22 protein-coding genes and 1 tRNA gene are annotated in these 23,932 nt (G+C 40.0%); 19 read left to right on the forward strand and 4 right to left on the reverse strand.

Annotation, left to right across the window (positions count from 1 at the left end; translation table 11 throughout):
* Nucleotides 1-3 precede the first annotated feature (3 nt).
* The 8 genes from HP456_RS00110 (at nucleotide 4) to HP456_RS00145 (ending at nucleotide 6,523) form a co-directional block, all read left to right on the forward strand.
* On the forward strand, nucleotides 4-270 hold the full coding sequence (locus HP456_RS00110) for a hypothetical protein (protein ID WP_172247976.1): 267 nt from the start codon (nucleotides 4-6) through the stop codon (nucleotides 268-270).
* Nucleotides 271-363: 93 nt separating this feature from the next.
* Entirely contained in the window at nucleotides 364-534 is a 171-nt protein-coding gene (locus HP456_RS00115; protein ID WP_172247977.1) for a hypothetical protein, read from the forward strand.
* A gap of 69 nt (nucleotides 535-603) precedes the next feature.
* Nucleotides 604-1,095, forward strand: coding sequence for a hypothetical protein (locus tag HP456_RS00120; RefSeq protein ID WP_172247978.1), 492 nt, complete (start codon nucleotides 604-606; stop codon nucleotides 1,093-1,095).
* A gap of 151 nt (nucleotides 1,096-1,246) precedes the next feature.
* A tRNA-Arg gene (locus HP456_RS00125) sits at nucleotides 1,247-1,318 on the forward strand.
* A gap of 853 nt (nucleotides 1,319-2,171) precedes the next feature.
* Entirely contained in the window at nucleotides 2,172-2,318 is a 147-nt protein-coding gene (locus tag HP456_RS00130; RefSeq protein ID WP_172247979.1) for a hypothetical protein, read from the forward strand.
* Nucleotides 2,319-2,811: 493 nt separating this feature from the next.
* Complete coding sequence (locus HP456_RS00135) at nucleotides 2,812-4,146, forward strand: MFS transporter (protein ID WP_172247980.1); 1,335 nt, start codon at nucleotides 2,812-2,814, stop codon at nucleotides 4,144-4,146.
* Between the two features lie 58 nt (nucleotides 4,147-4,204).
* Nucleotides 4,205-5,632: an NAD-dependent succinate-semialdehyde dehydrogenase gene (locus HP456_RS00140; RefSeq protein WP_172247981.1), complete on the forward strand. Its 1,428-nt coding sequence runs from the start codon at nucleotides 4,205-4,207 to the stop codon at nucleotides 5,630-5,632.
* Nucleotides 5,633-5,644: 12 nt separating this feature from the next.
* Nucleotides 5,645-6,523: an NAD(P)-dependent oxidoreductase gene (locus HP456_RS00145; protein WP_172247982.1), complete on the forward strand. Its 879-nt coding sequence runs from the start codon at nucleotides 5,645-5,647 to the stop codon at nucleotides 6,521-6,523.
* A gap of 781 nt (nucleotides 6,524-7,304) precedes the next feature.
* Here the strand turns inward: HP456_RS00145 and HP456_RS00150 are convergent.
* The 3 genes from HP456_RS00150 to HP456_RS00160 are packed head-to-tail and all read right to left on the reverse strand — an operon-like array spanning nucleotide 7,305 to nucleotide 10,101.
* Nucleotides 7,305-8,201, reverse strand: a complete 897-nt coding sequence (locus HP456_RS00150; protein ID WP_172247983.1) for a class II fructose-bisphosphate aldolase — start codon at nucleotides 8,199-8,201, stop codon at nucleotides 7,305-7,307.
* A 12-nt stretch (nucleotides 8,202-8,213) separates the two neighbouring features.
* A complete protein-coding gene (locus HP456_RS00155; RefSeq protein ID WP_172247984.1) occupies nucleotides 8,214-8,948 on the reverse strand; it encodes a GntR family transcriptional regulator in 735 nt (244 codons plus the stop codon).
* Nucleotides 8,923-10,101: a diphosphate--fructose-6-phosphate 1-phosphotransferase gene (locus HP456_RS00160; RefSeq protein WP_172247985.1), complete on the reverse strand. Its 1,179-nt coding sequence runs from the start codon at nucleotides 10,099-10,101 to the stop codon at nucleotides 8,923-8,925. Before HP456_RS00160 ends, HP456_RS00155 begins: the two co-directional genes overlap by 26 nt.
* A 180-nt stretch (nucleotides 10,102-10,281) precedes the next feature.
* Here HP456_RS00160 and HP456_RS00165 point away from each other — a divergent pair, with 180 nt between their 5' ends.
* From HP456_RS00165 to eno, 10 genes are all read left to right on the forward strand, one after another.
* The gene (locus HP456_RS00165; protein WP_172247986.1) at nucleotides 10,282-11,298 is read left to right on the forward strand and encodes a zinc-dependent alcohol dehydrogenase; all 1,017 of its coding nucleotides are present in this window, start codon (nucleotides 10,282-10,284) and stop codon (nucleotides 11,296-11,298) included.
* Between the two features lie 5 nt (nucleotides 11,299-11,303).
* Complete coding sequence (locus HP456_RS00170; RefSeq protein ID WP_172247987.1) at nucleotides 11,304-12,644, forward strand: MFS transporter; 1,341 nt, start codon at nucleotides 11,304-11,306, stop codon at nucleotides 12,642-12,644.
* A gap of 1,086 nt (nucleotides 12,645-13,730) precedes the next feature.
* Nucleotides 13,731-15,053 carry an RNA polymerase factor sigma-54 gene (rpoN, locus tag HP456_RS00175; protein ID WP_172247988.1) on the forward strand — a complete coding sequence of 441 codons (1,323 nt, stop codon included), beginning with the start codon at nucleotides 13,731-13,733 and terminating at the stop codon, nucleotides 15,051-15,053.
* Nucleotides 15,054-15,277: 224 nt separating this feature from the next.
* Entirely contained in the window at nucleotides 15,278-15,523 is a 246-nt protein-coding gene (locus HP456_RS00180) for a glutaredoxin family protein (protein WP_172247989.1), read from the forward strand.
* A 212-nt stretch (nucleotides 15,524-15,735) separates the two neighbouring features.
* On the forward strand, nucleotides 15,736-16,758 hold the full coding sequence (locus tag HP456_RS00185; protein WP_172247990.1) for a sugar-binding transcriptional regulator: 1,023 nt from the start codon (nucleotides 15,736-15,738) through the stop codon (nucleotides 16,756-16,758).
* A 56-nt stretch (nucleotides 16,759-16,814) separates the two neighbouring features.
* Nucleotides 16,815-17,822, forward strand: coding sequence for a type I glyceraldehyde-3-phosphate dehydrogenase (gene gap, locus HP456_RS00190; protein ID WP_172247991.1), 1,008 nt, complete (start codon nucleotides 16,815-16,817; stop codon nucleotides 17,820-17,822).
* Nucleotides 17,823-17,997: 175 nt separating this feature from the next.
* A complete protein-coding gene (locus HP456_RS00195) occupies nucleotides 17,998-19,182 on the forward strand; it encodes a phosphoglycerate kinase (protein WP_172247992.1) in 1,185 nt (394 codons plus the stop codon).
* Nucleotides 19,183-19,222: 40 nt separating this feature from the next.
* A complete protein-coding gene (gene tpiA, locus HP456_RS00200; RefSeq protein WP_172247993.1) occupies nucleotides 19,223-19,984 on the forward strand; it encodes a triose-phosphate isomerase in 762 nt (253 codons plus the stop codon).
* Entirely contained in the window at nucleotides 19,977-21,512 is a 1,536-nt protein-coding gene (gene gpmI, locus HP456_RS00205; protein WP_172247994.1) for a 2,3-bisphosphoglycerate-independent phosphoglycerate mutase, read from the forward strand. Before tpiA ends, gpmI begins: the two co-directional genes overlap by 8 nt.
* 150 nt (nucleotides 21,513-21,662) lie before the next feature.
* Nucleotides 21,663-22,955 carry a phosphopyruvate hydratase gene (eno, locus tag HP456_RS00210; protein WP_172247995.1) on the forward strand — a complete coding sequence of 431 codons (1,293 nt, stop codon included), beginning with the start codon at nucleotides 21,663-21,665 and terminating at the stop codon, nucleotides 22,953-22,955.
* Nucleotides 22,956-23,430: 475 nt separating this feature from the next.
* Here the strand turns inward: eno and HP456_RS25270 are convergent, their stop codons facing one another.
* Entirely contained in the window at nucleotides 23,431-23,562 is a 132-nt protein-coding gene (locus tag HP456_RS25270) for a hypothetical protein (protein ID WP_281357922.1), read from the reverse strand.
* Between the two features lie 97 nt (nucleotides 23,563-23,659).
* Here HP456_RS25270 and secG point away from each other — a divergent pair, with 97 nt between their 5' ends.
* On the forward strand, nucleotides 23,660-23,887 hold the full coding sequence (gene secG, locus HP456_RS00215) for a preprotein translocase subunit SecG (protein ID WP_172247996.1): 228 nt from the start codon (nucleotides 23,660-23,662) through the stop codon (nucleotides 23,885-23,887).
* Nucleotides 23,888-23,932 lie beyond the last annotated feature (45 nt).

The following is a 23,932-nucleotide window of genomic DNA, read 5'->3' on the forward strand; positions in this document are numbered from 1 at the left end:
GAGTTGGAAACAAAGAACGCATTGACGATCAGAAAATTCATTCCTAAAAAGAGGATAGCAAAAGTGGAAATGGTTATCATTGAGTACGGAAATATAGTTGAGCAATTTGAAAAGGGTCTCATTGATTTAGAAGACGCTCGAAAATTGACAACAAGACTATTCAAGGAAGCAATAACGAAGAACATCATTTCTCCGTCCAATGTTGACGAGATAATGCAAGTCGATAAAGACACAATAGAATATTTGAAGGAAAAACATGGAGTCCAATGACGGACTCCTCTCTTTTTTTGTTTCAATATATGGAAGAACAAAAAGGAAAATAATGTTTTTTGTCGAATTGTTAGGTATAAAGGAGGTGTGAATATGAATTGTTATATGATTGGTGTCTCAAAAGAGCAAAATAGTTGGAGAGAACATGTGGAACTCTCAAGTATTCTTCAAGAGTTCAATTTTATTACTCAAGAAGAATATAATGAAGTTACAAATCACAAAAGTAAAGAGGAGTATGAAGAGCTTATGTCTAGCCTTTACTGATCACTCTGTCTTTTATGGTTGAATTAACCGTGAAAGGCTTTTTTACTTCAAATGAACGGAGCTGCTTACGTGGAAATACTAAAGAAGGTTATTGAGTGGATAAACGACAACGGTTGGTTTGTTTCAATCTTCTCCTTGGTATTGGGGGCATATTTAAGTACGTTCCTCACAAAAAACAAAGAGGTTCTAATGAAAATTGCCGATAAGAAAAGCCAATATTATGCTGAATATGTGAGTTCTTTACTTGAGTTTAGTGTGCCTAGTTATACGAGGATAAAAGAAGGAACAAACAATGAAGTAAATCGGAACTATTTCTATATGAAGAACCTGGTTACACTATACGGTTCAAATGATGTCATTGAGAAGCTCTCAATTTGTGAAAAGCATGGAATCGACCTTAACACCGAAGAAGGTAAGAATTATTATTTGGATTTGGTTGAAGCAATGAAAGAAGACATTGAGAATCCTCGGTTAGTCAGAAGTTGGAAAAAAGGTATTTCAAAGGATAAAAGAAAAGAATACATATCGATCATATTGTTTGGTTATAAGAAGGCTAAATGAAGTCAAAGAGGAGTTGAATTTTCTAGCTTCTCTTTTTTACTGTTGACTAGTAAAGCTTGTTCCAGTATCATAATTAAGTGGAATAGCACGAAACGATTTAACCTTATCAAAGCTTCAAACCTTGGTACAACTAGGTTTGAACATGTCTCATGCCCTCGTGGTGCAACGGATAGCACGTAAGATTCCGGTTCTTAAAATGGGGGTTCGATTCCCTCCGAGGGCGTACCAAAGTGCCGCTGCGTTATTTATAACGCGGCGGTATTTTTTTATGTTCATTTTATCACCGCTGTTGATTTTCGTGCAGGATTTCGTTTTCCGCGGGTGCGTTTAAGGTTGATTTGGAAGACAATAAACAAGCAAAAGAATGGCTGGAGTTAAAAAGGGATATTGGTAGGAATATCTTTTGGCTCTCACAGAGAAAAATAACCTCTTGTAATACGCAACAATCCAAAAGCCCATGCAGCAATTTATTTTGGTGATCCCGATTGAAACTCCATAAAGATCAATACACCGTTACGCTTGGACATTGAAATGAGGACATTAGGTGAAAAGGTTAAGAGAAATAATCCTCTTTAAAACCTTTTTTAAGGTTATTTTTAGAAAGTGAGGTGCTTTAGTAAAATAAATAAGGTGTCGTTTTTGCAATTTTGTATGTTTCAATCTTCCGCAATCAGGCACAATGTAAAGTTATAAAAATAAATGTAAAAGGTGATCACCTGACACTGATAGTACTTCACCCTTTCTAATACAAAATATTTCATTATTCGAATGCTAGTAATAGCCATAGTAATTATTCCCCGCCTTAGAACCATTTTAATCTATCTTTTCCTTCATAGGTTCAAAGTCAATTTTGCTTCAACACCAAGTGGTCCCCGTTCTTATTAAGTTCTATATACGAAAGTTTTGCTGTTTCCTACTTGCTCTACCTCAGATAACATTCCATGTGTTCACCCTTTTCTCCTAATTTAAAATAACCTGATTCAGTTTTTTAACCAAAAGACAAATCCTTATTATTTTGATTTATCTTTTGAGGAAGCTAATACGTCACAACTCAAGTTCGAAAAAGAAGGAATTCGGTGACAATTCTTTGGGTTCTTTGGTGGACTCTAAAGAATTGTCTTGGTGGTGGTGGAGAAATCATTTTGACTAATGAAATGGAAAAAAGTGATTTGTTGATTATGGTATTAAGTCAAACCCCAAAAGTGCTTTTTCCGATTGGTTGATATGCTATTTTCCTAATTCAACTATCTTTGGGGTTGTTTGTACATTGCAGCGGTCCTTGGTCCTTCAAGTAATAAGGAGATTAATAGATTAATTCGAAACACAAATAATTGTTATTCCGCGTCTCATAGCTTTCTAGTTCATTTGCCAGTGCATCTAGATTATTAATTCTATGATTATGGGCGAGTCTTTTATTTTCCCTAATTCTATATTTGTACCCGGAGTTATTGGACAGGATAAATTTTTAGATTTTTCTAAATTTAGTGTTGATTTTTGAAATGTAAGTGGTAGAATTGTACTCAATTGGTTGGGTGACCAAACCAATTCGCTTTTAAACTACAATAAAAGGAGGTAGAGGAGGTACTTTTACATATCGGGTTCACCTATAATTTGATCATTGGACTCTGGTTTAAAAATTTTAAAAGTATAAGTAAACGCTTACCTTATAAGTTGTATTGCTTTTCTATTAGTTCTAACTGTAGGGAGGAATGTTAAATGAGTGCTCAATCAACTCCTATGAAAAAAGTGGCTTCAGCCAGTTTCGTAGGTGCTTTATTAGAATGGTATGATTTTTTTCTTTATGGAACGGCAGCTGCCCTTGTGTTAAACCAATTATTCTTTCCTGATTTAGATCCTATGATTGGTGTAATGGCTGCCTTCGCTTCTCATGCAGCTGGTTTCTTAGCAAGACCAATTGGCGGAATTGTGTTTGGGCACTTTGGGGATAAAATTGGCCGTAAGAAAATTCTTGTAATTACTATGTTAATGATGGGAGGAGCTACATTTATCATTGGACTTCTTCCAACATACGCAGTGATAGGGGTATGGGCGCCTGTTTTGTTAGTAACAATGCGGTTACTTCAGGGATTTGCGCTCGGTGGTGAGTATGGGGGTGCCTCTTTGTTGGTGATAGAGCATTCTCCTCGAAAGAAGCGAGGTTTTTGGGGAGCATTTTTGCAATCAGCTACTCCCTTAGGTTTATTACTGGCTTCTGGAGTCTTCGCACTGATATCGCTTTTACCGGAAGAGCAATTCATGGCTTGGGGATGGAGAGTCCCCTTTTTAATAAGTGTTATTTTATTGGTTGTTGGGACATTCATACGTCTTAAAATTAGTGAAACCCCGGCTTTTAAGGAAATGAAAGAAAGTAAGGAGGAAGTAAAGGTACCTCTGTTTGAAGTTCTAAAGAATTATCCACGAAACGTTTCAATTGCTTTAGGAGCAAGGCTTGCAGAGACAGTGAGCTTTAATATCTTCAATGTGTTTGTAATTTCATATGTAAGTACTCACTTAGGGCTACCCTATAGCGTAGCTTTAACGGGCACTTTTCTTGCTTCTGGTGTTGCAATTTTTGCTTCTCCATTATTTGGAGCCTTATCAGATCGTATAGGACGAAAACCTGTCTATTTGATGGGATCCATTTTTACTCTCGTATTCGCATTTCCCTTTTTTTCAATGTTAAACACTGAAACTGAATTTATCATTTATCTGGCTGCTGTATTGGCATATGTTTTTGGCACTACAATGATGTTTGGCATTCAATCTGTTTTTTTCTCTGAGATGTTCGGAACGAATGTAAGATATAGTGGTCTTTCTTTTGTCTATCAACTTGGAGGGATCTTGGGTGGGTTTACACCTTTAGTGGCTACGTATTTATTAACGGAAAATAATGGGAATCATTATTTTGTAGCTTTATTCCTTGCCATCGTTTCGGCTATTTCAATTGTTTGTACTCTCTTAGCAAAAGAAACATACAAGGTTGATAAAAGTGAATTTGAAAAAAGTATAAACGATAAGAAAACTATTCAAGATAAGCAACTAAAAGCGTGAAAATAATAAATCATCGGGTGAAACTTTTAGAATTTCGCCAACAAAGGGAGAGATAAACATGACAGTTAAAGAGATGTATATAAATGGTGAATGGACTGAATCATTTTCTAAGAAAACGTTCTCTGTTAGAAATCCAGCAACTAATGAAGTAGTTTCAACGGTGACTTATGGTTCTGCAAAAGAAGCTACAGAAGCTATAAAAGCAGCAAAAGACGCTTTCTTAGTTTGGAGATCTTTAACAGCTAAAGAGCGGTCAGTTTATTTGACAAAACTATATGAGCTCATGCTTAAGGAAAAAGAATCACTGGCTCAGCTGATTACGTTAGAAATGGGAAAACCTCTTAAAGAAGCAAAAGGAGAAGTTGAACTTGCAGCTGAATACTTACTATGGAATGCGGAAGAAGGTAAGCGCATTTATGGTGAAATAATACCGGCTTCTAGCAATAATAAACGCCTTCAAGTGATTAAGCAGCCTATCGGACCTGTGGGAGCCATTACTCCATGGAACTTTCCGATTTCTATGTTAACAAGAAAAATTGGTCCTGCTTTAGCTGCAGGATGTACTGTGGTATTAAAACCTTCTAGTAAAACTCCTGGATCTGCCATTCGCTTTTTTGAACTAATCGAAGAAGTGAATTTTCCAAAAGGAGTTGCAAATTTAGTTATTGGAAGCTCAAGAGAAATCGGGCAAGAATTATTAAAAAGCCCGGATATTAAAAAAATCGCCTTCACAGGTTCCACTTCTGTAGGGAAAAGATTAATAGAAGGTTCTGCAGAACACGTTAAAAAAGTATCAATGGAATTGGGAGGTCATGCTCCTTTTATCGTTTTTGAAGATGCTAACCTTGAAGAAGCTGCAGAAGGAGCGATTATTAGCAAATATCGTAATAGCGGGCAAACGTGTATTTGCTTAAATCGTCTATTTGTTCAGGAGTCTATTAAAGAACCTTTCCAAACCATTTTAACTAAGAAAGTAAAGGCCTTAACTATAGGGAATGGGATGGAGGACGCTACAGATGTAGGACCACTCGTAGATGAGGATGGCCTTAAAAAGGCCCATTCTCACGTAGAAGACGCGGTGAAAAAAGGAGCAACTATTTTAACAGGTGGAAAACCCTGTAACGAAAACGGTTTGTTTTATGAACCGACTTTACTTTCGAATGTAACGAATGATATGACAATTACTTATGATGAAACCTTTGGCCCCGTGGCGCCAATTTATACTTTTAATTCTGAAGAAGAAGTAATTCAGGCTGCAAATGATACAGAATACGGATTAGCTGCTTACTTTTATACACAAGATTTAGGACGAACTATAAGAGTATCAGAACAGCTGGACTATGGCATTATTGGAATTAATGATGCTGTCCCTACGACTGTTCAAGCACCATTTGGAGGAATAAAACAGAGTGGATTAGGCAAAGAAGGCGGGCACCAAGGGGTAGAAGAATATTTAGAGACTAAGTTTTTATCAATTCAAATTTAGGAGGAGAACTAAATGCAAATAGGATTTATAGGTTTAGGTAAAATGGGAAGTGGATTGGCCAAGAACTTAATTCGAGCAGGTTATAACACTTTACTTTATGACATTAACTCCAAAGCAGTTGAAAAAATAGTACTAGAAGTAGGGGGCACAAGCGTTACATCTTCTAAAGAAATTGCCTTAGAAGCCGATGTCATTTTTACAAGTTTACCCTTACCAAATCATTTGCTCGATTTAACAATTGATAAAGACAACATCCTTCAGGTAATGAAAGCTGGTGCTTTATTAATTGATGTAAGTACAATTGATTCAGAAACTGCACGGAGAATTGCAGAGGAAGCCCAGAATCATAATGTCGATTTTCTAGCTTGTCCTTTAGGTAAAGGTCCAGCCCAGGCAGAAGAAGGGACAGAACCTATTTATGTTGGTGGGAAACGTGAAGTCTACGAAGCTTATAAATATATTCTAGAAAAGATAGGCGATCCAGCATATTTAGGGGATGTGGAGCAGTCTACGGCTTTTAAATTGATCAGCAATATGGTAGGTATGACCAACTTAGCAATTCTTAGCGAAGGTATTCAATTGGCAAAACAATCAGGTATCGAACTAGATCAATTTAAAGAATTAATGCATGGTACGGGGGCAGATTCAGCACAACTACATTTAAGAGGGCCACTAATGTTAAGTGATGGATACACGGCAAAGTTTTCAGTAAATTTAGCTGAAAAAGATGTACGTCTAGGGATACGTATGGCTGAATCTTTAGATAGTTATGCTGAGTTTAGTAAACTAGCATTAAAACACTTTCAAGAAGCTCAGCAGCTTAACTTAGGGGATAATGATGCAGCAGCCATCTACCGCACTTTTCAAAACAAGCACTTCGTGAAATCCTAACCGTCTAAACAAATTTAAATAAGGTTACCACTGTTCAATCACAAGGAAGATTAGGCTAATGAATCTTTCTTGTGATTTATTAATTTTTATAGAGTGAATTTCAGTAATCATGAGGCTGGGACAAAGGTGTTTTAGTCTAAGTAAAACCCGAACTAAACTGCCTTCTAACAGGCAAATTAGTTCGGGCTATTATTTTGTTCAATGTACACTTAAGTTTTAGCACTTTCCAGCGGTTGATTGGAGTGCAAGACGAAGACTCCTGCGGGGAGAGTAGCTTATGTGAGACCCCACAGGAGCGAAGCGACGAGGAGGCTCACGGGCTACCCGCGGAAAGCGAAGTCTTGCACGGAAATCATTAGCGGTATTAAGAACATACGCTGAAATGTTTGTCTTTATATCGTGGTTTATTAGTTTTGTCCCAGCCTCTTTAATCAAACGAAATATATCTGCAGGAAGCCAAGAACTATAATTTCAGAAAACTATTCCGGACGTTATCCAATGAAATACTGTTCTCCTTTTGATAGTAATCGGCAACGAATTTTCGGTGAATTCACCTATTTATGGATTGATCTTAATCATACAAATGGCTGCAAAGATCTTGTTAAATTTAATCTTTAATTCAAGGCTGTTTAAAAGGATCTCCTTCTGAATTGCTGCTCTCGAGATAAGGGAAATTCCCTTACCTGATTCTACAGCTGATTAATGGATTCTGTATATTCTAATTTCAAGAATAAAGTTTAATTTTTGTTTGTGGTATTGATTCAATCCTAAAGATACCTCCCTATAGATTATAATGATATGATCTATTTAAGTAATTAATATGGTCTGCTTGTCCTTCACTTCCGAATACTTTGATTTTTTCTTTTACTTTATCCTTCATTTTTTCTTTTCCAGCCCCAAGGGAATCTGCCAGTACAATTCCTTTAGGGTTTTCATTCCAATACTCTTGTACACCCTGAGTAAATGATTGTCGCAATTCTGTATCGACATTAATTTTGGATATTCCTAAAGATATGGCTTTTTGTACTAGATGGTCAGGAACCTCAGAGCCTCCATGTAAGACTATTGGACGCTGCACTTCTTTTGAAATTTCTTCAAGCCGATCAAAACGAATGTGAGGCTCTCTCTGATAAATCCCGTGAGCGGTACCAATAGAAACTGCCAAATAATCAACATTCGTAGCATCAGTAAAAGCTAAGGCTTCTTCCACACCTGTGATTAAAGCCTCATTTTCATCTACTGTAATATCGTCTTCTGTGCCACCAATCTTTCCGATTTCTCCTTCTACCCCTATGTTTAGTTCGTTCCCTGTTTTAACGACATATTTCGTTATTTCTACATTCTCTTCAAACGATAAAGAGGAACCATCAAACATTACAGATTGAAAGGATAATTGTATTGCCTTTAAGGTTTGGCTTAATTTACGGCTATGGTCAAGGTGAATACAAACGGGGATTTCTGTTTGCTTCCCATACCAATCAATTAATGCTTTCATAGGTTCCATGCCTAAAGTTTGGATGACTTTTTGGCCAACTTGAATCATCACAGGGGACCTTAATTCCTCTGCTGCTTCAATGATAGCTTGAACTGTTTCCGCATTATGAGCACTAAAAGCACCTACGCCATATTTATTTTCATAAGCATGATATAATAACGTTTTTCCATCAATAAATGACATTTGAAGTCCTCCTTATCTCGTCAAATCAATATCATAATAATATTGGTCACTTCTATATTTTGTTTTTGTATACTCTACAGGTCGATCACTGATACTATAACTAATTCGATTCATTTCTAATAACGATTCACCTGGACGAATACCTAAAAGATCTGCTTCATCAATAGTTGCATTTATGGCTTTGATTATTTCTTTAGCTTTATGTAAGTAAACCCCCTCATCTTCTAGAATTTCATAAAATTTCGCTTGATTCAGGTTATGTTTTATTAAATTCTTCCCAATAGCTAAAGGCCAACAACTTCTTTCCAGAGCTATTGGAATGTCATCTGCAAAACGAATACGTTCGATTAACACCAAAGAATCATTTTCACTAATTCCCAACGCTGCTTTCTCATGAAAAAGGTCATCACGAATTTCTTGACGTATTAATTTAGACCTCGGGGTTTTTCCTTTTTCCAAAACCTCTTCAGCAAATCCTTTTAATCGTCCCAAGCTCCCCATTAACTTCTGATTTTTAACGACTGTGCCGTGCCCTTGTTTTTTTTCTAAGAGGTCCATTTGTACTAATAAGTTGACAGCTTGTCTAATAGTCGTTCGACTCACTTCAAACTCATCGATAAGCTCTTGCTCAGTAGGAATTAAAGTATTTGGTTTCCATTGATTTGATTCAATTCGATCCATTAATACATTTTTAACTTGCAGATACAATGATTCGCTTTTTTTATGATTGATGGAAGGATGAGGCATATTTTTCTTCCTTTCTAAATAATGAAGGAGGAGATAGATAATTCTCAGGACCTACAAGGGGTGATAACCACTCGTAGTATTTATCTCTATTCTTAATAAATTCTTTAGGCATTACTTTTTCTCCCCCGTTCGCTACCGTAGTTAATGATATACCTCCCATTTTAACATGATAAGGGGCAGTACTGATTCGCTCAATTGTCACCATTTCTTCTGTGCGTCCCTCATTTATTAATATACCTGCATATTTTCCTGCATTTTCTGCCTCATAAAAGTCTTGTTCTGAAACAAAAATAGATGAGCTTCGTTGATTCATACCCAGGATTTCTGCACGAGCATGTACTTGAAGATTGTTTTGTATCGTTTTTACAATATTTCGAGCTACCCCACCTAAAACTTCTCTGCCATTTACAAGTTGTCTATATTGATTATGCTCCCAATTAACACCTTCACTGACTACAACAATGGAATATCCATAAAGCTCGATCGTTTTTTTTATCTCATCTAAAACTTGACGGGAATCCACTTGAGTTTCAGGTAATAAAATCGTGTGTGGAGCTTCGAATCCATATTGTTTATATAACCCGGCTCCTGCAGTCAACCATCCGGCATTTCTCCCCATTGTTTCAATAATTCGAACTTGTTCAAAGTTTTGCATAGAGGCTAAATCGTAGCCAATGTCTTTAACAGATTGAGCAACATATCTCACAGCACTACCAAATCCTGGAGCATGATCGGTACCTGCTAAGTCATTATCCACTGTTTTGGGTATACCGATGGTTTGTAAGTCCAAGTTGAAGGTTTTAGCATAGCATCCGATCAATTGCAAAGCTTTCATTGACCCATTGCCACCAATCATCACTAAAGCATCCGCACTGATCTTCTTAAGGTTTTGACAAGCACTTACAATAGTTGATTCTTCTATCTTGAAACGTCCCGATGTTAAACAAGAACCTGGAACTCGTTTGTATTGTTTTATTTTTTCAATGTTTTTGATGGAATCATCAATAAAGTTTGCATATGCAAGCCCCTCATATCCTCCAACTGAAAATGTTAATTTATGATCTTTATATACTTTTTCTATCAATCCTATGAGGGAAGCATTCATAACAGATGTAGGGCCGCCCGCTTGACCAATAACTATGTGTTTTTTCATATTATCTGCTCCTAAGTAAATGAATTAAAGATCATTATATTTATTAAAACATAGTAATGTTTAACTTCGCAAGAATTTTTTGAAAATTCTAATTGCAATAGTTAAGTTTATAATTTAACATATTAACAAAGGTTGTTACCTTTACACAATCATAATTATGTAAGTACATTATTTACGGAGGTGTTAATTATTATTTCTTTTGCTGAATTAGAAAATGTTGAAAAATTTGCGGTTAAACAAAAAGAAATACCAATCCCAAAGCCTAATGAGGTACTGGTAAGTACGAAATTCGTTGGTGTATGTGGTTCAGATTTGCACGTTTACTTAGGGTCTCATCCGAAAGTAAAACCTCCTGCCATATTAGGGCACGAGTGTACAGGGGTTATTTTAAATGGGAATCACCATTTCCCGGCCAATGTACCTGTGGCTATTAACCCTCTAATTGGTTGTGGTACTTGCGAGCATTGTCAAATGGACCAAACCAATATCTGTTTATCTCGAACAGTAATTGGGTTTCAAAAGGAAGGGGGCCTATCACAAGTAATCGCGGTCCCTAGAGAAAATATTTTGCCTCTAAGTAAAGACTTTTCTTTAAGAACAGGCATCTTATACGAGCCATTAGGAGTTGTTATTCATGCAGCTAAACTTGCAAACTTAAACTCGCACCAGGATGTAATTATTACTGGTGCTGGAACTATAGGATTACTTACTGGAATCTATATTCGAGATAAATTTAATGTAAACGTTTCATTTATTGAAATTAATCAGAAAAGGATCGACTTAGCCTTGTCTTTAGGTTTTTCGGTGTATACAAAAGTCGAGGATCTTATCCTTTGTTCTAATCATAGACCTATTTTTTTTGAATGTACTGGCAATATTGAATTGCTAAAAAGTTTATTAAGTTATAAACCTGCTGCTGCTGAAATTATTATCGTTAGTACATTTCATAAAGAACATGAAATTCCTGTATTCTCATTACTACCTTATGAGATCTCAGTCAAAGGTAGTCAAATGTACACAAAACAAGACTTGAAACAAGCTATAGACATTTTAAGCACTAAGAAGAGATCCTTATATGAAGCTATTGTTATGGAAGATGATTACGGATACCACGAAGTCAATGATGCATACGAATCTACCATTAAAAATACTCAAGCACGTGTGAAAGCCATAATTAATATGTCTAAAGGAGAGTGAATTGTATGAGTAATCAAGATGCAATTTCGATGAAAAAGGTCACGATGGCAAGTTTTGTCGGGGCTTTAATGGAATGGTATGATTTCTTTTTATATGGTATTGCTGCTGCGGTAGTATTTAATAAATTGTTTTTTCCTAATGAAGACCCTCTGATAGGAACTATTGCTTCGTTTGCTTCGTTTGCCATTGGTTTTTTAGCCAGACCTATCGGCGGGGTTATCTTTGGCCATTATGGGGACAAAATAGGACGAAAAAAAATTCTAGTTATAACTATGATGTTAATGGGGGTGGCTACTTTCCTAATCGGTGTCATACCAACGTATGAAAATATAGGTATTTGGGCACCTATTCTGTTAGTGTTCCTAAGGATTATACAAGGATTTGGTCTTGGTGGGGAATACGGCGGGGCCGCACTATTAGTTATAGAACACTCTCCTCGAAATAAACGTGGGTTTTGGGGTGGTTTACTTCAATCCGCAACTTCTACTGGTCTACTTCTAGCCACTGGCGTATTTTCCTTAGTTTCCATGCTTCCTGACGAGGCGTTTTTCTCTTGGGGATGGCGAATCCCATTCTTGATTAGCATAATATTGCTATTTGTCGGTACTTTTATCCGTTTGAATATTCAAGAAACCCCTGCTTTTCAGGAAGTGAAAGATACAGGAAAAGAAGCAAAACTTCCAATCCTTGAATTAATTAAAACATATCCTAAAGCCATTTTTATTGCGTTAGGTGCACGTCTAGGAGAAACTGTTTCTTCCAATTTATTGAATGCCTTTGCGATCGCTTATGTAAGTACTCAATTGGGCTTACCAGAAAGTGTAGCTTTAAATGCAATATTTGTGGCTGCTGCTGTTGGGATAATTGCTTGTCCAGTTTTTGGAGCTTTATCAGATCGAATTGGTAGAAAACCTGTTTATTTGATAAGCACCTTATTTTTAGTTATTTTCTCGGTTCCTTACTTTATGCTCCTAAACACAGAAGTAACTTTCATAATTTGGCTCGCTGTCGTATTAGGATATGTGGTAGGACCGACAATGATGTTTAGCGTTCAGTCAGTATTTTTCACAGAGATGTTTGGAACTAACGTCAGATACAGCGGACTATCTATAGCTTACCAAGTCTCGGCAGCTTTGGGGGGGTTCACACCACTAATCGCCACTTCTTTATTAGCTTGGAATGATGGTAAACCGTGGTACGTGGCAATTTATCTAATGATTATTGCTATTATATCGACAATTGCTACACTAATGGCAAAAGAAACTTATAAAAAAGATATATCTGAAATCGAAAAGGAGATAACATTATCAGAAACAAGCTATAAAGTTAGTAATATAAATAATTAAATAAAAATATTAAAGAAGTAGCTTGACTCAAAACAGGTGCCAAGCTGCTTTTTTTGTACTTTATATTTTAAATTGAAAAGCTCGGAATTAAAATTTAGGACATTCTAAGTTGCAAAGTAAGGTAATATCTGAACTTCCATTTGTTTGGATAATTAAAATTATGCTTCATTTTTATTTATTTCAAAAACTTTCTTTTTTGATGACGTCATGAAACAAATCGGGACCTCTATTGCAAACTGTAGCCATCAATCGGGGTCCGGCAACTTTACAAGAAGGAGAAGTCTTGGAGAATTGGAAACGACGCCATCATGCCTATAATACCTATCGCAAAGAGATCATGAAGAGCTTAAGGAAGAATGAATAATTTCATATAGCGAATTCGTATTATAATGAAGAAGACGATTCGTTCACATGCCGGGAGTGAAAATGAATAACGGTCCGTTACTTTTCTCATCGAAACGGTCGTAACGGGTTTAAGTGGGAATACAAAGTTTACGACTGTGAAGACTGTTCAGATTGCCCCTCCGTTCTTAGTACACAAAAGTAAAAAGAAAGAAACAATTGTGTACTCTATATAATAATAAGGGGGACAACAAAAAAATATGGGTAGACAGAGCCTTCGGAGTAGAAAACAAACACAAGCTACGCTCAGCATAAAACCACTTTTGGGATTTCTGAAAGCTAATTTGCGTTTCAATGGAGTGTCCGTATAGGAAAAGAGAACGTCTAAAACGAATTAGGATGTGCACTTATGGCGGATAACTTAATAAAGTCATCAGCTAAAACATACTAAAATGAAGAAATCAATTTTGACTAATATACATAACTTAAGTCCAGAAAAAATAATATAAATCACAAAAAAGCTTAAGAACTTACCGCAGTTTTCTCCCATATACTATTAAAAAATTTAGAGTACTGGAATAATCAATATAGATGGAGTAACCACGGTCAGCATATTGATCTCAACTAAAAATCTATGAAGTGTAAGGAATTTTTTCTTTTTTCCTTTCCTCCATTCGTTACCCAGTAAATTCCCATTAACGAAACCCCCATTTTCATGTAAAATGAAGGGAGGAGGTTAGAAGTATGAATTTGAACACAGGATTATGGCAGAAGCAGCAAATGAAACTTCAAATGACACAACAGCTTTCCCAAGCCATCACCATCCTCCAATATTCTGCGATGGAACTGAATGCTTTCCTTGAATCGAAAGCATTGGAGAACCCCCTCATACAATTAGAAGAACCAATACAGGACACTCCCAACCGAAGAGAGTCTTACCAATATAATAATAAGGAAACGCACGATTTCACAGAATATCTATCAGTTTCGAAAAAAACGCTTGCGGAGCATCTTTTTGTTCAATTAGATTTGAAATCGCTTTCTTCGTTTGATTTGAAGGTCATGAAAGACCTGCTGTACAGCTTGGATGAGAACGGTTATTTGCGTATTGAGCTGGAGGACTTCCTTAACCGGAACGGTCTGCATATGTCTCAGCTGGAACACTATATTACTAGTCTGCATGAATTAGAGCCAGCAGGGATCGGAGCACGTTCTCTTCAGGAGTGCATCTCCCTTCAATTACAGCGCAAGCCTTCTTCTGATTTAGCACTGGTGATCATCAATGAGCATTTTGAAGACTTTGCAGCGAAAAAGTGGAAACGGATCGCGAAAGAAATAAAGGTTGATCTAAAGGATATCCAGAAAGCCGCAGACCACATTAAACGCTGCCATCCCCGTCCAGGCGCCATATACAGCGACGGATCCGTTCGTTACATCGTCCCTGAATTGATGGTGAAAGTAATTGGAGACAACGAAGTAGCGGTCTCCTTATTTGACGGAACGATTGTCAAAGTGAATTATAATGATGAATACAAGGATCTCCTTGAGCATCATCCCGATAAGGAAGTTAAAAGCTACCTGCGGGAAAAGGACCAGGAATTTCAGTGGCTGCTTCAGAGCCTGCAGCAGCGCAAACAGACGATGTTAAAAGTAGGGAAGTTGATCGTCGAAAAGCAGAAGTCTTTCTTCCTGACTGGTCCCGCTGCCGTACAGCCCCTGACGTTAAAAGAAGTGGCTGAGGAAGCGGACGTACATGAATCAACGATCAGCCGTGCCGTGAAGGGGAAGTATATGCAGACGCCCTTTGGCATCTTTGAAATGAAATATTTCTTCAGTGCTGCGATAAAATCTGTCAATATGGAAGATAGCGGAGCAGCTTCCTCCACCTCGATCAAAAATGAGATCCAGCGTCTTGTGGAGGAAGAAGATAAGAAAAAACCCCTTTCCGATCAGAAAATCGTGAACATGTTAATCGATAAGGGGTACGATGTTTCACGCCGGACGATCGCCAAATACCGTGATCAGCTCGGGATTTCATCGTCGACAATGAGAAAACGGTATGAATGACCGGAAAAAATTCGCCGGTTGGATGCACGCCTATACCATTTGGACCCGATCATCATATATAGTAGTATCAGTTGTATCAGGTACAAACCATCCCGATTGTACCTGGTACAATAAACGCAATTTGTACCAGGTACACCAAACCGCACCAAACCAGAAATGTACCAGGTAACACCCATCAACTGCAGCCAACCCGACAAATCATTACCCAACGGAGGACCATTTCAATGAACCCAGTCATCTTCTACACACGAAACCAGTGTCATCTGTGCACCGACGCCAAACTCAACCTCAAACTCGTTCAGGACGACCTGAAATTCGACATCCTCGAAAAAGATATCGACCAAAGCGATGAATTGACTGAACGTTTCGGTTTGATGATTCCTGTGGTCGAATACGACGGAGAAATCATCCAGTACGGGCAAATCGACTATTTTACACTCAGTAAGCGTTTACATGAAAAAACTCAGTAGTTTCTAGTTGAATTACGATTTCCATACTGATAGAATGAACGATGAAAGCAGGGATGAATTTTTTTGGAGGTAGTGGGACATAATATGTCTATGCGGGACTTTTAAAGTCCATCGTATTTCCGCAAAGGATGAAAGCCCTGTTTACAGGCTGGATGCTTGTGGAAATACAATAAAGACGCAGTCACTCACTTCCATGTAAGGAGCTTTTACCAATGGAATCCATTATTGATATACAAAAGCGATTATTACCAGACCTGCTTGAAGTTATGCAAAAGAGGCATCAAATTCTCCGTTCGATTCAATTCTTACAGCCGGTTGGCCGCAGGAGTCTCGCGCAGAACCTCGGACTGACGGAACGGGTGCTGAGAAGTGAAGTTGAATTCCTGAAGAATCAGGATCTCATTTCGATCAAGACATCCGGGATGGTCATGACAGAAGATGGCATGAAATTACTGGAAAGTATTGAAAACATGATGAGAGAGATCACGGGAATCAATGAAATGGAGAAGAGGTTACAGTCTTTACTCAATCTTAATGAAATTGTCATCGTTCCGGGGAATAGTGATGAGTCTCCTTGGGTAAAAGAAGAATTGGGGCGTGCGTCAGCTTATAGTATGAAACAGCGCCTTGAGGGGAATAATATCATCGCTGTGACTGGCGGTTCGACCATGGCGGCTGTCGCAGAAATGCTGACACCCGACTTTTCCGGATCCGACACCTTGTTTGTTCCTGCACGGGGCGGAATCGGGGAAGATGTGAAGAACCAGGCCAACACGATCTGCGCGAAGATGGCAGAGCATACAGGCATGCGCCATCGCGTGTTGTATGTTCCCGATCAGGTTAGTAAAGAAGTTTACAAGTCCTTTTTAACGGAACCGATGATTAAAGAGGTTCTAAATTTAATCCAGTCAGCCAACATGGTTCTTCATGGTATTGGAGATGCTATTACAATGGCAGAAAGACGGAAGACGTCACCGGATGATATTGAAAAAATCACCGCAGGAAATGCTGTCGGTGAAGCATTCGGGTATTACTTCAATGAGTCGGGGGAAGTGGTACATAAAGTGCCGACCATTGGACTCCAGCTTGAAGATCTGAGAGATATCAAACATGTATTTGCTGTTGCTGGCGGCAGCTCGAAGGCGAAAGCGATACGGGCGTATCTGAAAAGGGCTCCCTCTTCAACGATCTTGATCACCGATGAAGGAGCTGCGAAAGAGCTTTTAAAAGGCTGAGTCCTTTTGAAATATAAAAAATCATCCTTACACACACTAAAGGAGGAAATAGTATTATGGCAACGAAAATTGGTATTAACGGATTTGGACGTATCGGACGTAACGTATTCCGTGCTGCACTTAAAAACGACAACGTAGAGGTAGTGGCAGTTAATGACTTAACTGATGCAAACATGCTTGCTCACCTTTTACAATATGACACGGTTCACGGCACTCTTGAAGAGAAAGTAACAGTTGACGGTGACACTCTTGTGATCGGCGATAAAAAAGTGAAAGTACTTGCAGAACGCGACCCTGCTCAACTTGGCTGGGGAGATCTTGGCGTAGAAGTAGTAGTAGAATCTACAGGCCGCTTCACGAAGCGTGCTGACGCTGCGAAACATCTTGAAGCTGGTGCTAAGAAAGTAATCATCTCAGCTCCTGCATCGGATGAAGACATCACAATCGTAATGGGTGTTAACGAAGATAAGTACGATGCGGATAACCACAATGTAATCTCTAACGCATCTTGTACAACAAACTGCTTAGCGCCATTCGCTAAAGTTCTTAACGATAAGTTCGGAATCAAGCGTGGAATGATGACTACCATCCACTCTTACACAAACGATCAGCAAATTCTTGACTTACCGCATAAAGACTACCGTCGTGCTCGTGCGGCAGCAGAAAACATCATCCCGACAACTACGGGTGCTGCTAAGGCTGTATCACTAGTACTTCCTGAATTAAAAGGTAAACTAAACGGCGGAGCGGTACGTGTGCCAACTCCAAACGTTTCTCTAGTGGACTTAGTAGCTGAGCTTGACAAGAACGTAACAGCTGAAGAAGTAAACGCTGCGTTCAAAGAAGCTGCTGAAGGTGATCTTAAAGGCGTACTTGCATACAGCGAAGAGCCATTAGTATCAACTGACTACAACGGAAGCCCGGCTTCTTCAACAATCGATGCATTATCTACAATGGTAATGGAAGACAGCATGGTAAAAGTCATCTCTTGGTATGATAACGAGAGCGGATACTCAAACCGTGTAGTTGACCTTGTTGATTACATTGCTTCTAAAGGTCTTTAATCCGACATTAACGTAAAATTTACATTATAAAAATGGTGAGGATGGATAATTTCTGTCCCACCAACTATAATGAAAAGGGATGAAGGGGAGCGGGGAAGATTCCCCACTCCCTTTTCTCATTCTATTCTTGCATTTCTTTCAAACTGAAGAGAAACACTAAAGGAGGCCTTTTACGATGAATAAGAAATCAATCAAAGATGTTGATGTAAAAGGGAAACGCGTATTTTGCCGAGTGGACTTCAACGTACCGATGTCCGAAGGCAAAATCACGGATGAAACCCGTATCCAAGCTGCACTTCCAACAATCAAGTATTTAGTAGAAGGCGGTGCGAAAGTCATCCTGGCGAGTCACTTGGGACGGCCTAAGGGTGAAGTAGTAGAAGAACTTCGTTTGACCCCTGTTGCGGAACGACTTTCCACGTTACTTGGAAAAGATGTTGCAAAGACAGACGAAGCGTATGGAGAAGCTGTACAATCCAAGATCAGCGAAATGACTGACGGGGATGTATTGGTTCTTGAAAATGTACGTTTCTATGCAGGAGAAACGAATAATGACCCTGAGCTTGCGAAAGAATTCGCGGCACTGGCAGATTTATACGTAAACGATGCATTCGGTGCAGCCCACCGTGCCCATGCTTCAACTGAAGGAGTGGCAAAACACATTCCGGCTGTAGCAGGTCTTCTAATGGAGAAAGAGCTTGAAGTATTAGGCAAAGCTTTATCAACTCCAGAGCGTCCATTCACAGCCATCATAGGCGGAGCGAAAGTAAAAGACAAAATCGGTGTCATCGATAACCTATTAGATAAAGTGGACAACCTGATCATTGGCGGCGGACTTGCTTACACATTTGTGAAAGCACAGGGCCACGAGGTAGGGAAATCCCTATTAGAAGAAGATAAAATTGACCTGGCCAAGCAATTCATGAAGAAAGCTGAAGATAAAGGCGTTAACTTCCTTATGCCTGTTGATGTGGTCGTTGCTGATGACTTCTCAAACGATGCAAATACGAAAGAAGTAGATATCGATTCTATTCCATCTGATTGGGAAGCACTTGATATCGGTCCTAAGACAAGGGAATTATTCCAAGCGGCAATCAAGGATTCCAAGCTTGTCATCTGGAACGGACCTATGGGTGTATTCGAATTAGACACATTTGCAAACGGAACGAAAGCCGTAGCTGAGGCGTTGGCCGATGCGACAGATACATATTCTGTTATCGGCGGCGGTGACTCTGCAGCAGCAGTCGAAAAGTTCGGCTATGCTGACAAGATGAGTCATATCTCCACAGGCGGAGGCGCATCACTTGAGTTCATGGAAGGGAAAGAACTTCCTGGTGTTGTGGCCCTTAACGGCAAGTAATTCAGCACCAAACCAATATAGTTGAGAAAGGATGAAGGTTATGCGTAAGCCCATTATTGCAGGTAACTGGAAAATGCACAAAACGGCAACAGAAGCGAAAACTTTTACAGAAGAAGTAAAAGGATTAGTACCAGACACAGACAAAGTTGACTCTGTCATCTGTGCCCCAGCCCTATTCCTTGAAAACCTGGCAGAACAGACGAAAGATACAAAAGTTGAAATCGGTGCCCAAAACATGCACTTCGAAGAGAGCGGAGCATTTACAGGTGAAGTAAGTCCTGTTGCACTGGCTGACTTAGGCGTGAAGTATGTAATCATCGGTCACTCCGAACGCCGTGAAATGTTCAATGAAACAGATGATTCTGTAAACAAAAAGACACTGGCTGCTTTCAAACACAGTCTGACTCCTATCGTGTGTGTCGGTGAAACATTGGAACAGCGCGAAAACAACGAAACGAAAGATCTGGTTGGTTCTCAAGTGAAGCAGGCACTTACCGGTCTGACTGAAGACCAGGTGAAGCAGACTGTTATTGCTTACGAACCTATCTGGGCAATCGGAACAGGCAAATCTTCCACTGCAGAAGATGCGAACGAAGTGTGCGCCCACATCCGTCAAGTGGTCGCAAGTGAATTTTCAGAAAGCGCTGCTGACTCTGTACGTGTACAATACGGCGGCAGTGTAAAACCGAACAACATAAAAGAATACATGGCTCAATCCGATATCGATGGTGCTCTGGTAGGCGGCGCAAGCCTGGAACCTCAATCGTTCCTGCAACTACTGGAGGCAGGTTCTCATGAGTAAGTCACCAACAGCATTAATCATCTTAGATGGGTTTGCATGTCGTAATACAAAAGAGGGAAACGCTGTTGCACAGGCGAATAAACCGAACTTTGACCGTCTTTGGAACAAATACCCTCATAACCAATTAACAGCAAGCGGCGAAGCGGTGGGTCTTCCGGAAGGTCAAATGGGTAACTCCGAAGTGGGACATCTGAACATCGGGGCCGGCCGCGTTGTCTACCAAAGTCTGACCCGCGTGAACATGGCGATCCGCGAAGGGAAATTCGAAACGAATGCAACCTTTCTTGATGCCATTAACCACGCGAAAGAAAAAGGAACAGACCTTCACATCTTCGGTCTGCTGTCAGACGGCGGAGTTCACAGTCATATTGAACACTTGTACGCACTCCTGGGCTTGGCTGCTCAAGAAGGCGTAGAAAATGTATACGTTCATGCATTCCTTGATGGACGTGACGTCGGCCCGCAGACAGCACCAAAATTCATTGAAGAAGCTGAAGCGAAAATGAAAGAAATCGGCGTAGGTCAATTCGCCACGATTTCCGGACGCTATTATTCAATGGATCGCGACAAGCGCTGGGAGCGTGTAGAGAAATCCTACCGTGCCATGGTATACGGCGAAGGACCGACATATACAGATCCAAAACAGTTGATCGAAGATTCATATGCACAAGGAATCTACGACGAGTTTGTCATTCCTTCTGTCATCACCAAAGAAAATGGAGAACCGGTTGGAACGATCAAGGACGAAGATGCCGTTATTTTCTACAACTTCCGTCCAGACCGCGCCATCCAAATCTCGAATACATTTACAAACGAAGACTTCCGTTATTTCGTCCGCGGTGAAAAACATCCGAAACACCTTCACTTCGTCTGCCTGACGAAGTTCAGTGAAACGGTTGACGGCTTTGTTGCCTTCAAACCGACGAATCTGGATAACACACTTGGCGAAGTATTATCTCAAAACGGCTTGAAACAGCTTCGTATTGCCGAAACAGAAAAATATCCTCACGTCACGTTCTTCATGAGCGGAGGCCGTGAGAATGAATTCCCGGGAGAAAAACGGATACTGATCAATTCTCCCAAAGTGGCAACATATGACCTTCAGCCGGAGATGAGTGCGTATGAAGTAACAGATGCGCTTCTTGCGGAGATTGAAGCAGATCAGCAGGACGCCATTATCCTGAACTTTGCCAACCCTGACATGGTCGGCCACTCCGGGATGCTTGAACCAACAATCAAAGCAGTCGAAATAGTCGATGAATGCCTCGGCAAAATCATCGACCTCATTGAGAAAAAAGGCGGAACAGCCATCATCACAGCCGATCACGGCAACGCGGATGAAGTGCTCACCGAAGAAGGAACACCGATGACCGCCCACACCACGAACCCGGTTCCAGTCATCGTGACAAAAGAAGGAATCGAACTGCGTGACGGCGGGGTCCTCGGAGACCTGGCACCGACGATGCTTGAACTTCTGAACGTGGATCAACCGAAAGAAATGACGGGGAAATCACTGATTAAAAAATAGTTTGTTATACACTTTCCAGCAGTTGATTGGAGCGCAGCGACGAGGAGGCTTACGGGCTACCCGCGGAAAGCGAAGTCTTGCACGGAAATCAAATGCGGAACTATAAAGTACTTTTTTATAAAAACCTAACTATAAAGGAGAGTTATTTTTATGCCATTTATTACAGACGTATACGCTCGCGAAGTATTGGACTCACGCGGAAATCCAACAATCGAAGTAGAAGTTTACACTCAATCAGGTGCTTTCGGACGCGCACTTGTTCCATCCGGAGCATCCACAGGTGAATACGAAGCAGTTGAACTACGTGACGGAGACAAAGACCGCTACCTTGGTAAAGGGGTAGAAAAAGCAGTTGATAACGTGAACAACGAAATCGCTGAGGAAATCATCGGTTTTGACGTAACGGAGCAAGTGGCAATCGACCAGGCGATGATCGCACTTGACGGTACAGAAAACAAAGGTAAACTGGGTGCGAATGCAATCCTTGGTGTATCCATGGCTGTCGCTCGTGCAGCAGCTGACTTCTTCGGAGTGGAATTATACCAATACCTTGGCGGATTCAACTCCAAGCAGCTGCCAGTTCCAATGATGAACATCGTCAACGGCGGAGAGCACGCTGACAACAACGTGGATATCCAGGAATTCATGATCATGCCTGTAGGAGCTCCTACTTTCAAAGAAGGACTTCGCATGGGTGCTGAAATCTTCCACAGCCTGAAATCAGTTCTTAAGTCTAAAGGCTACAACACAGCTGTAGGTGACGAAGGCGGATTCGCTCCAAACCTTAAATCGAATGAAGAAGCCCTTTCAACAATCATCGAAGCAATCGAAAAAGCAGGTTACAAGCCTGGAGAAGAAATCCTTCTTGCGATGGACGTAGCAGCTTCTGAAATCTACAACAAAGATGACGGTAAATACCATCTTTCAGGTGAAGGCGTTGTTCGTACATCAGCTGAAATGGTTGACTGGTATGCTGAAATGTGTGACAAGTATCCAATCATCTCAATCGAAGACGGACTTGACGAAAACGACTGGGAAGGTTTCAAACTTCTGACTGACCGTATCGGTAACAAAGTACAGCTTGTCGGTGACGACCTGTTCGTTACAAATACAAGCAAACTTGCACAAGGAATCGAGCAGGGAATCGGTAACTCAATCCTGATTAAAGTAAACCAAATCGGTACGCTTACAGAAACCTTCGACGCAATCGAAATGGCAAAGCGCGCCGGCTACACTGCAGTCATCTCTCACCGTTCAGGTGAAACAGAAGACAGCACAATCGCTGACATCGCAGTAGCGACAAATGCCGGCCAAATTAAAACAGGTGCACCATCACGTACAGACCGTGTAGCGAAATACAACCAATTGCTTCGCATCGAAGACCAATTGGCACACACTGCACAATACCTTGGTGTGAAAACTTTTTATAACGTAAAGCGCTAAATGAATACTGCTTAGTGATTAGAAACAGCCCCGTTGTGTAACGGGGCTGTTTTTGTTTTGTGCAGGTAGGTATATCTTTGAATGGTTGTTTGTTGAGTAGCTTTCGGCGTGACTGAGCGCTCGGTCAAAGTTTTGGGGGATCAACATAACGGAGAGACGTTTAATATTTTGATCAATTTCAATTGTAAAACCTGAATTTCAGCTGAAAAAAATCAATTTTATCTTTAAAAGCCTGGTTAGGAGGCGCGGCATGTGTCTGGAAGATGGAAAATTCTTTTGAGGATAGGGAATCGTGCCACTTTTTTCATTTTTCAAGCCACTTAGAATTATTCTAATCTTTCATCAATCCTAGAACACCGTCGACACTTCCCAATCTAACCATTGTTTGTCCGTTTCAGCTGTCCAAATCCTTATGTAAGTCGGTTTCATTTCGATTCGCGACCATACTCATGTATAAACCTCTATAGAATATGACTCAGGTTCGTAAGATATATGCTGACTTGCCGATATATGCTGATTTTAACAAATAACCCCATACGGAATCAGGATCTCTATCCAATCCAACCACACCTGCCCAACCCAATTCTCCGCCAATTCGTTTAAACACCAATACTTTCCACAATTATGCGAATATTACCTTGTCCGCGCCCACACCCTATGGTAAACTAATAATGTTGTAATGTTCGTATCAGGAGGTGGGACTCATGCACACTTTATTAGTCACTTTACTTATCATTGATTCAATCGCACTTATCGCCATTGTTTTACTTCAATCAGGTAAGAGTGCTGGACTTTCAGGGGCCATCTCTGGTGGTGCAGAACAGCTATTCGGTAAACAGAAAGCACGCGGTATCGACTTGGTATTACACCGGATCACAATCGTGCTGGCTGTATTATTCTTTGTTCTAACAACTGCAATCGTTGCGATATAATACAAAACCTGATCTCTTATAGGGTCAGGTTTTTTTATTTTTATA

It is taken from the genome of Bacillus haikouensis (genome assembly GCF_013179555.1).
Lineage (GTDB): Bacteria > Bacillota > Bacilli > Bacillales > Bacillaceae_B > Rossellomorea > Rossellomorea haikouensis_A.

Excerpts from the sequence above, each read along its gene's own strand:
- HP456_RS00145 (WP_172247982.1), top strand. The coding sequence starts at position 5,645 with ATGCAAATAGGATTTATAGGTTTAGGTAAAATGGGAAGTGGATTGGCC.
- gap (WP_172247991.1), top strand. The coding sequence starts at position 16,815 with ATGGCAACGAAAATTGGTATTAACGGATTTGGACGTATCGGACGTAAC.
- HP456_RS00180 (WP_172247989.1), top strand. The coding sequence starts at position 15,278 with ATGAACCCAGTCATCTTCTACACACGAAACCAGTGTCATCTGTGCACC.
- secG (WP_172247996.1), top strand. The coding sequence starts at position 23,660 with ATGCACACTTTATTAGTCACTTTACTTATCATTGATTCAATCGCACTT.
- gpmI (WP_172247994.1), top strand. The coding sequence starts at position 19,977 with ATGAGTAAGTCACCAACAGCATTAATCATCTTAGATGGGTTTGCATGT.
- rpoN (WP_172247988.1), top strand. The coding sequence starts at position 13,731 with ATGAATTTGAACACAGGATTATGGCAGAAGCAGCAAATGAAACTTCAA.
- HP456_RS00170 (WP_172247987.1), top strand. The coding sequence starts at position 11,304 with ATGAGTAATCAAGATGCAATTTCGATGAAAAAGGTCACGATGGCAAGT.
- HP456_RS00115 (WP_172247977.1), top strand. The coding sequence starts at position 364 with ATGAATTGTTATATGATTGGTGTCTCAAAAGAGCAAAATAGTTGGAGA.
- HP456_RS00140 (WP_172247981.1), top strand. The coding sequence starts at position 4,205 with ATGACAGTTAAAGAGATGTATATAAATGGTGAATGGACTGAATCATTT.
- HP456_RS00150 (WP_172247983.1), bottom strand. The coding sequence starts at position 8,201 with ATGTCATTTATTGATGGAAAAACGTTATTATATCATGCTTATGAAAAT.
- HP456_RS00185 (WP_172247990.1), top strand. The coding sequence starts at position 15,736 with ATGGAATCCATTATTGATATACAAAAGCGATTATTACCAGACCTGCTT.
- eno (WP_172247995.1), top strand. The coding sequence starts at position 21,663 with ATGCCATTTATTACAGACGTATACGCTCGCGAAGTATTGGACTCACGC.
- HP456_RS00155 (WP_172247984.1), bottom strand. The coding sequence starts at position 8,948 with ATGCCTCATCCTTCCATCAATCATAAAAAAAGCGAATCATTGTATCTG.
- HP456_RS00195 (WP_172247992.1), top strand. The coding sequence starts at position 17,998 with ATGAATAAGAAATCAATCAAAGATGTTGATGTAAAAGGGAAACGCGTA.
- tpiA (WP_172247993.1), top strand. The coding sequence starts at position 19,223 with ATGCGTAAGCCCATTATTGCAGGTAACTGGAAAATGCACAAAACGGCA.
- HP456_RS00160 (WP_172247985.1), bottom strand. The coding sequence starts at position 10,101 with ATGAAAAAACACATAGTTATTGGTCAAGCGGGCGGCCCTACATCTGTT.
- HP456_RS00135 (WP_172247980.1), top strand. The coding sequence starts at position 2,812 with ATGAGTGCTCAATCAACTCCTATGAAAAAAGTGGCTTCAGCCAGTTTC.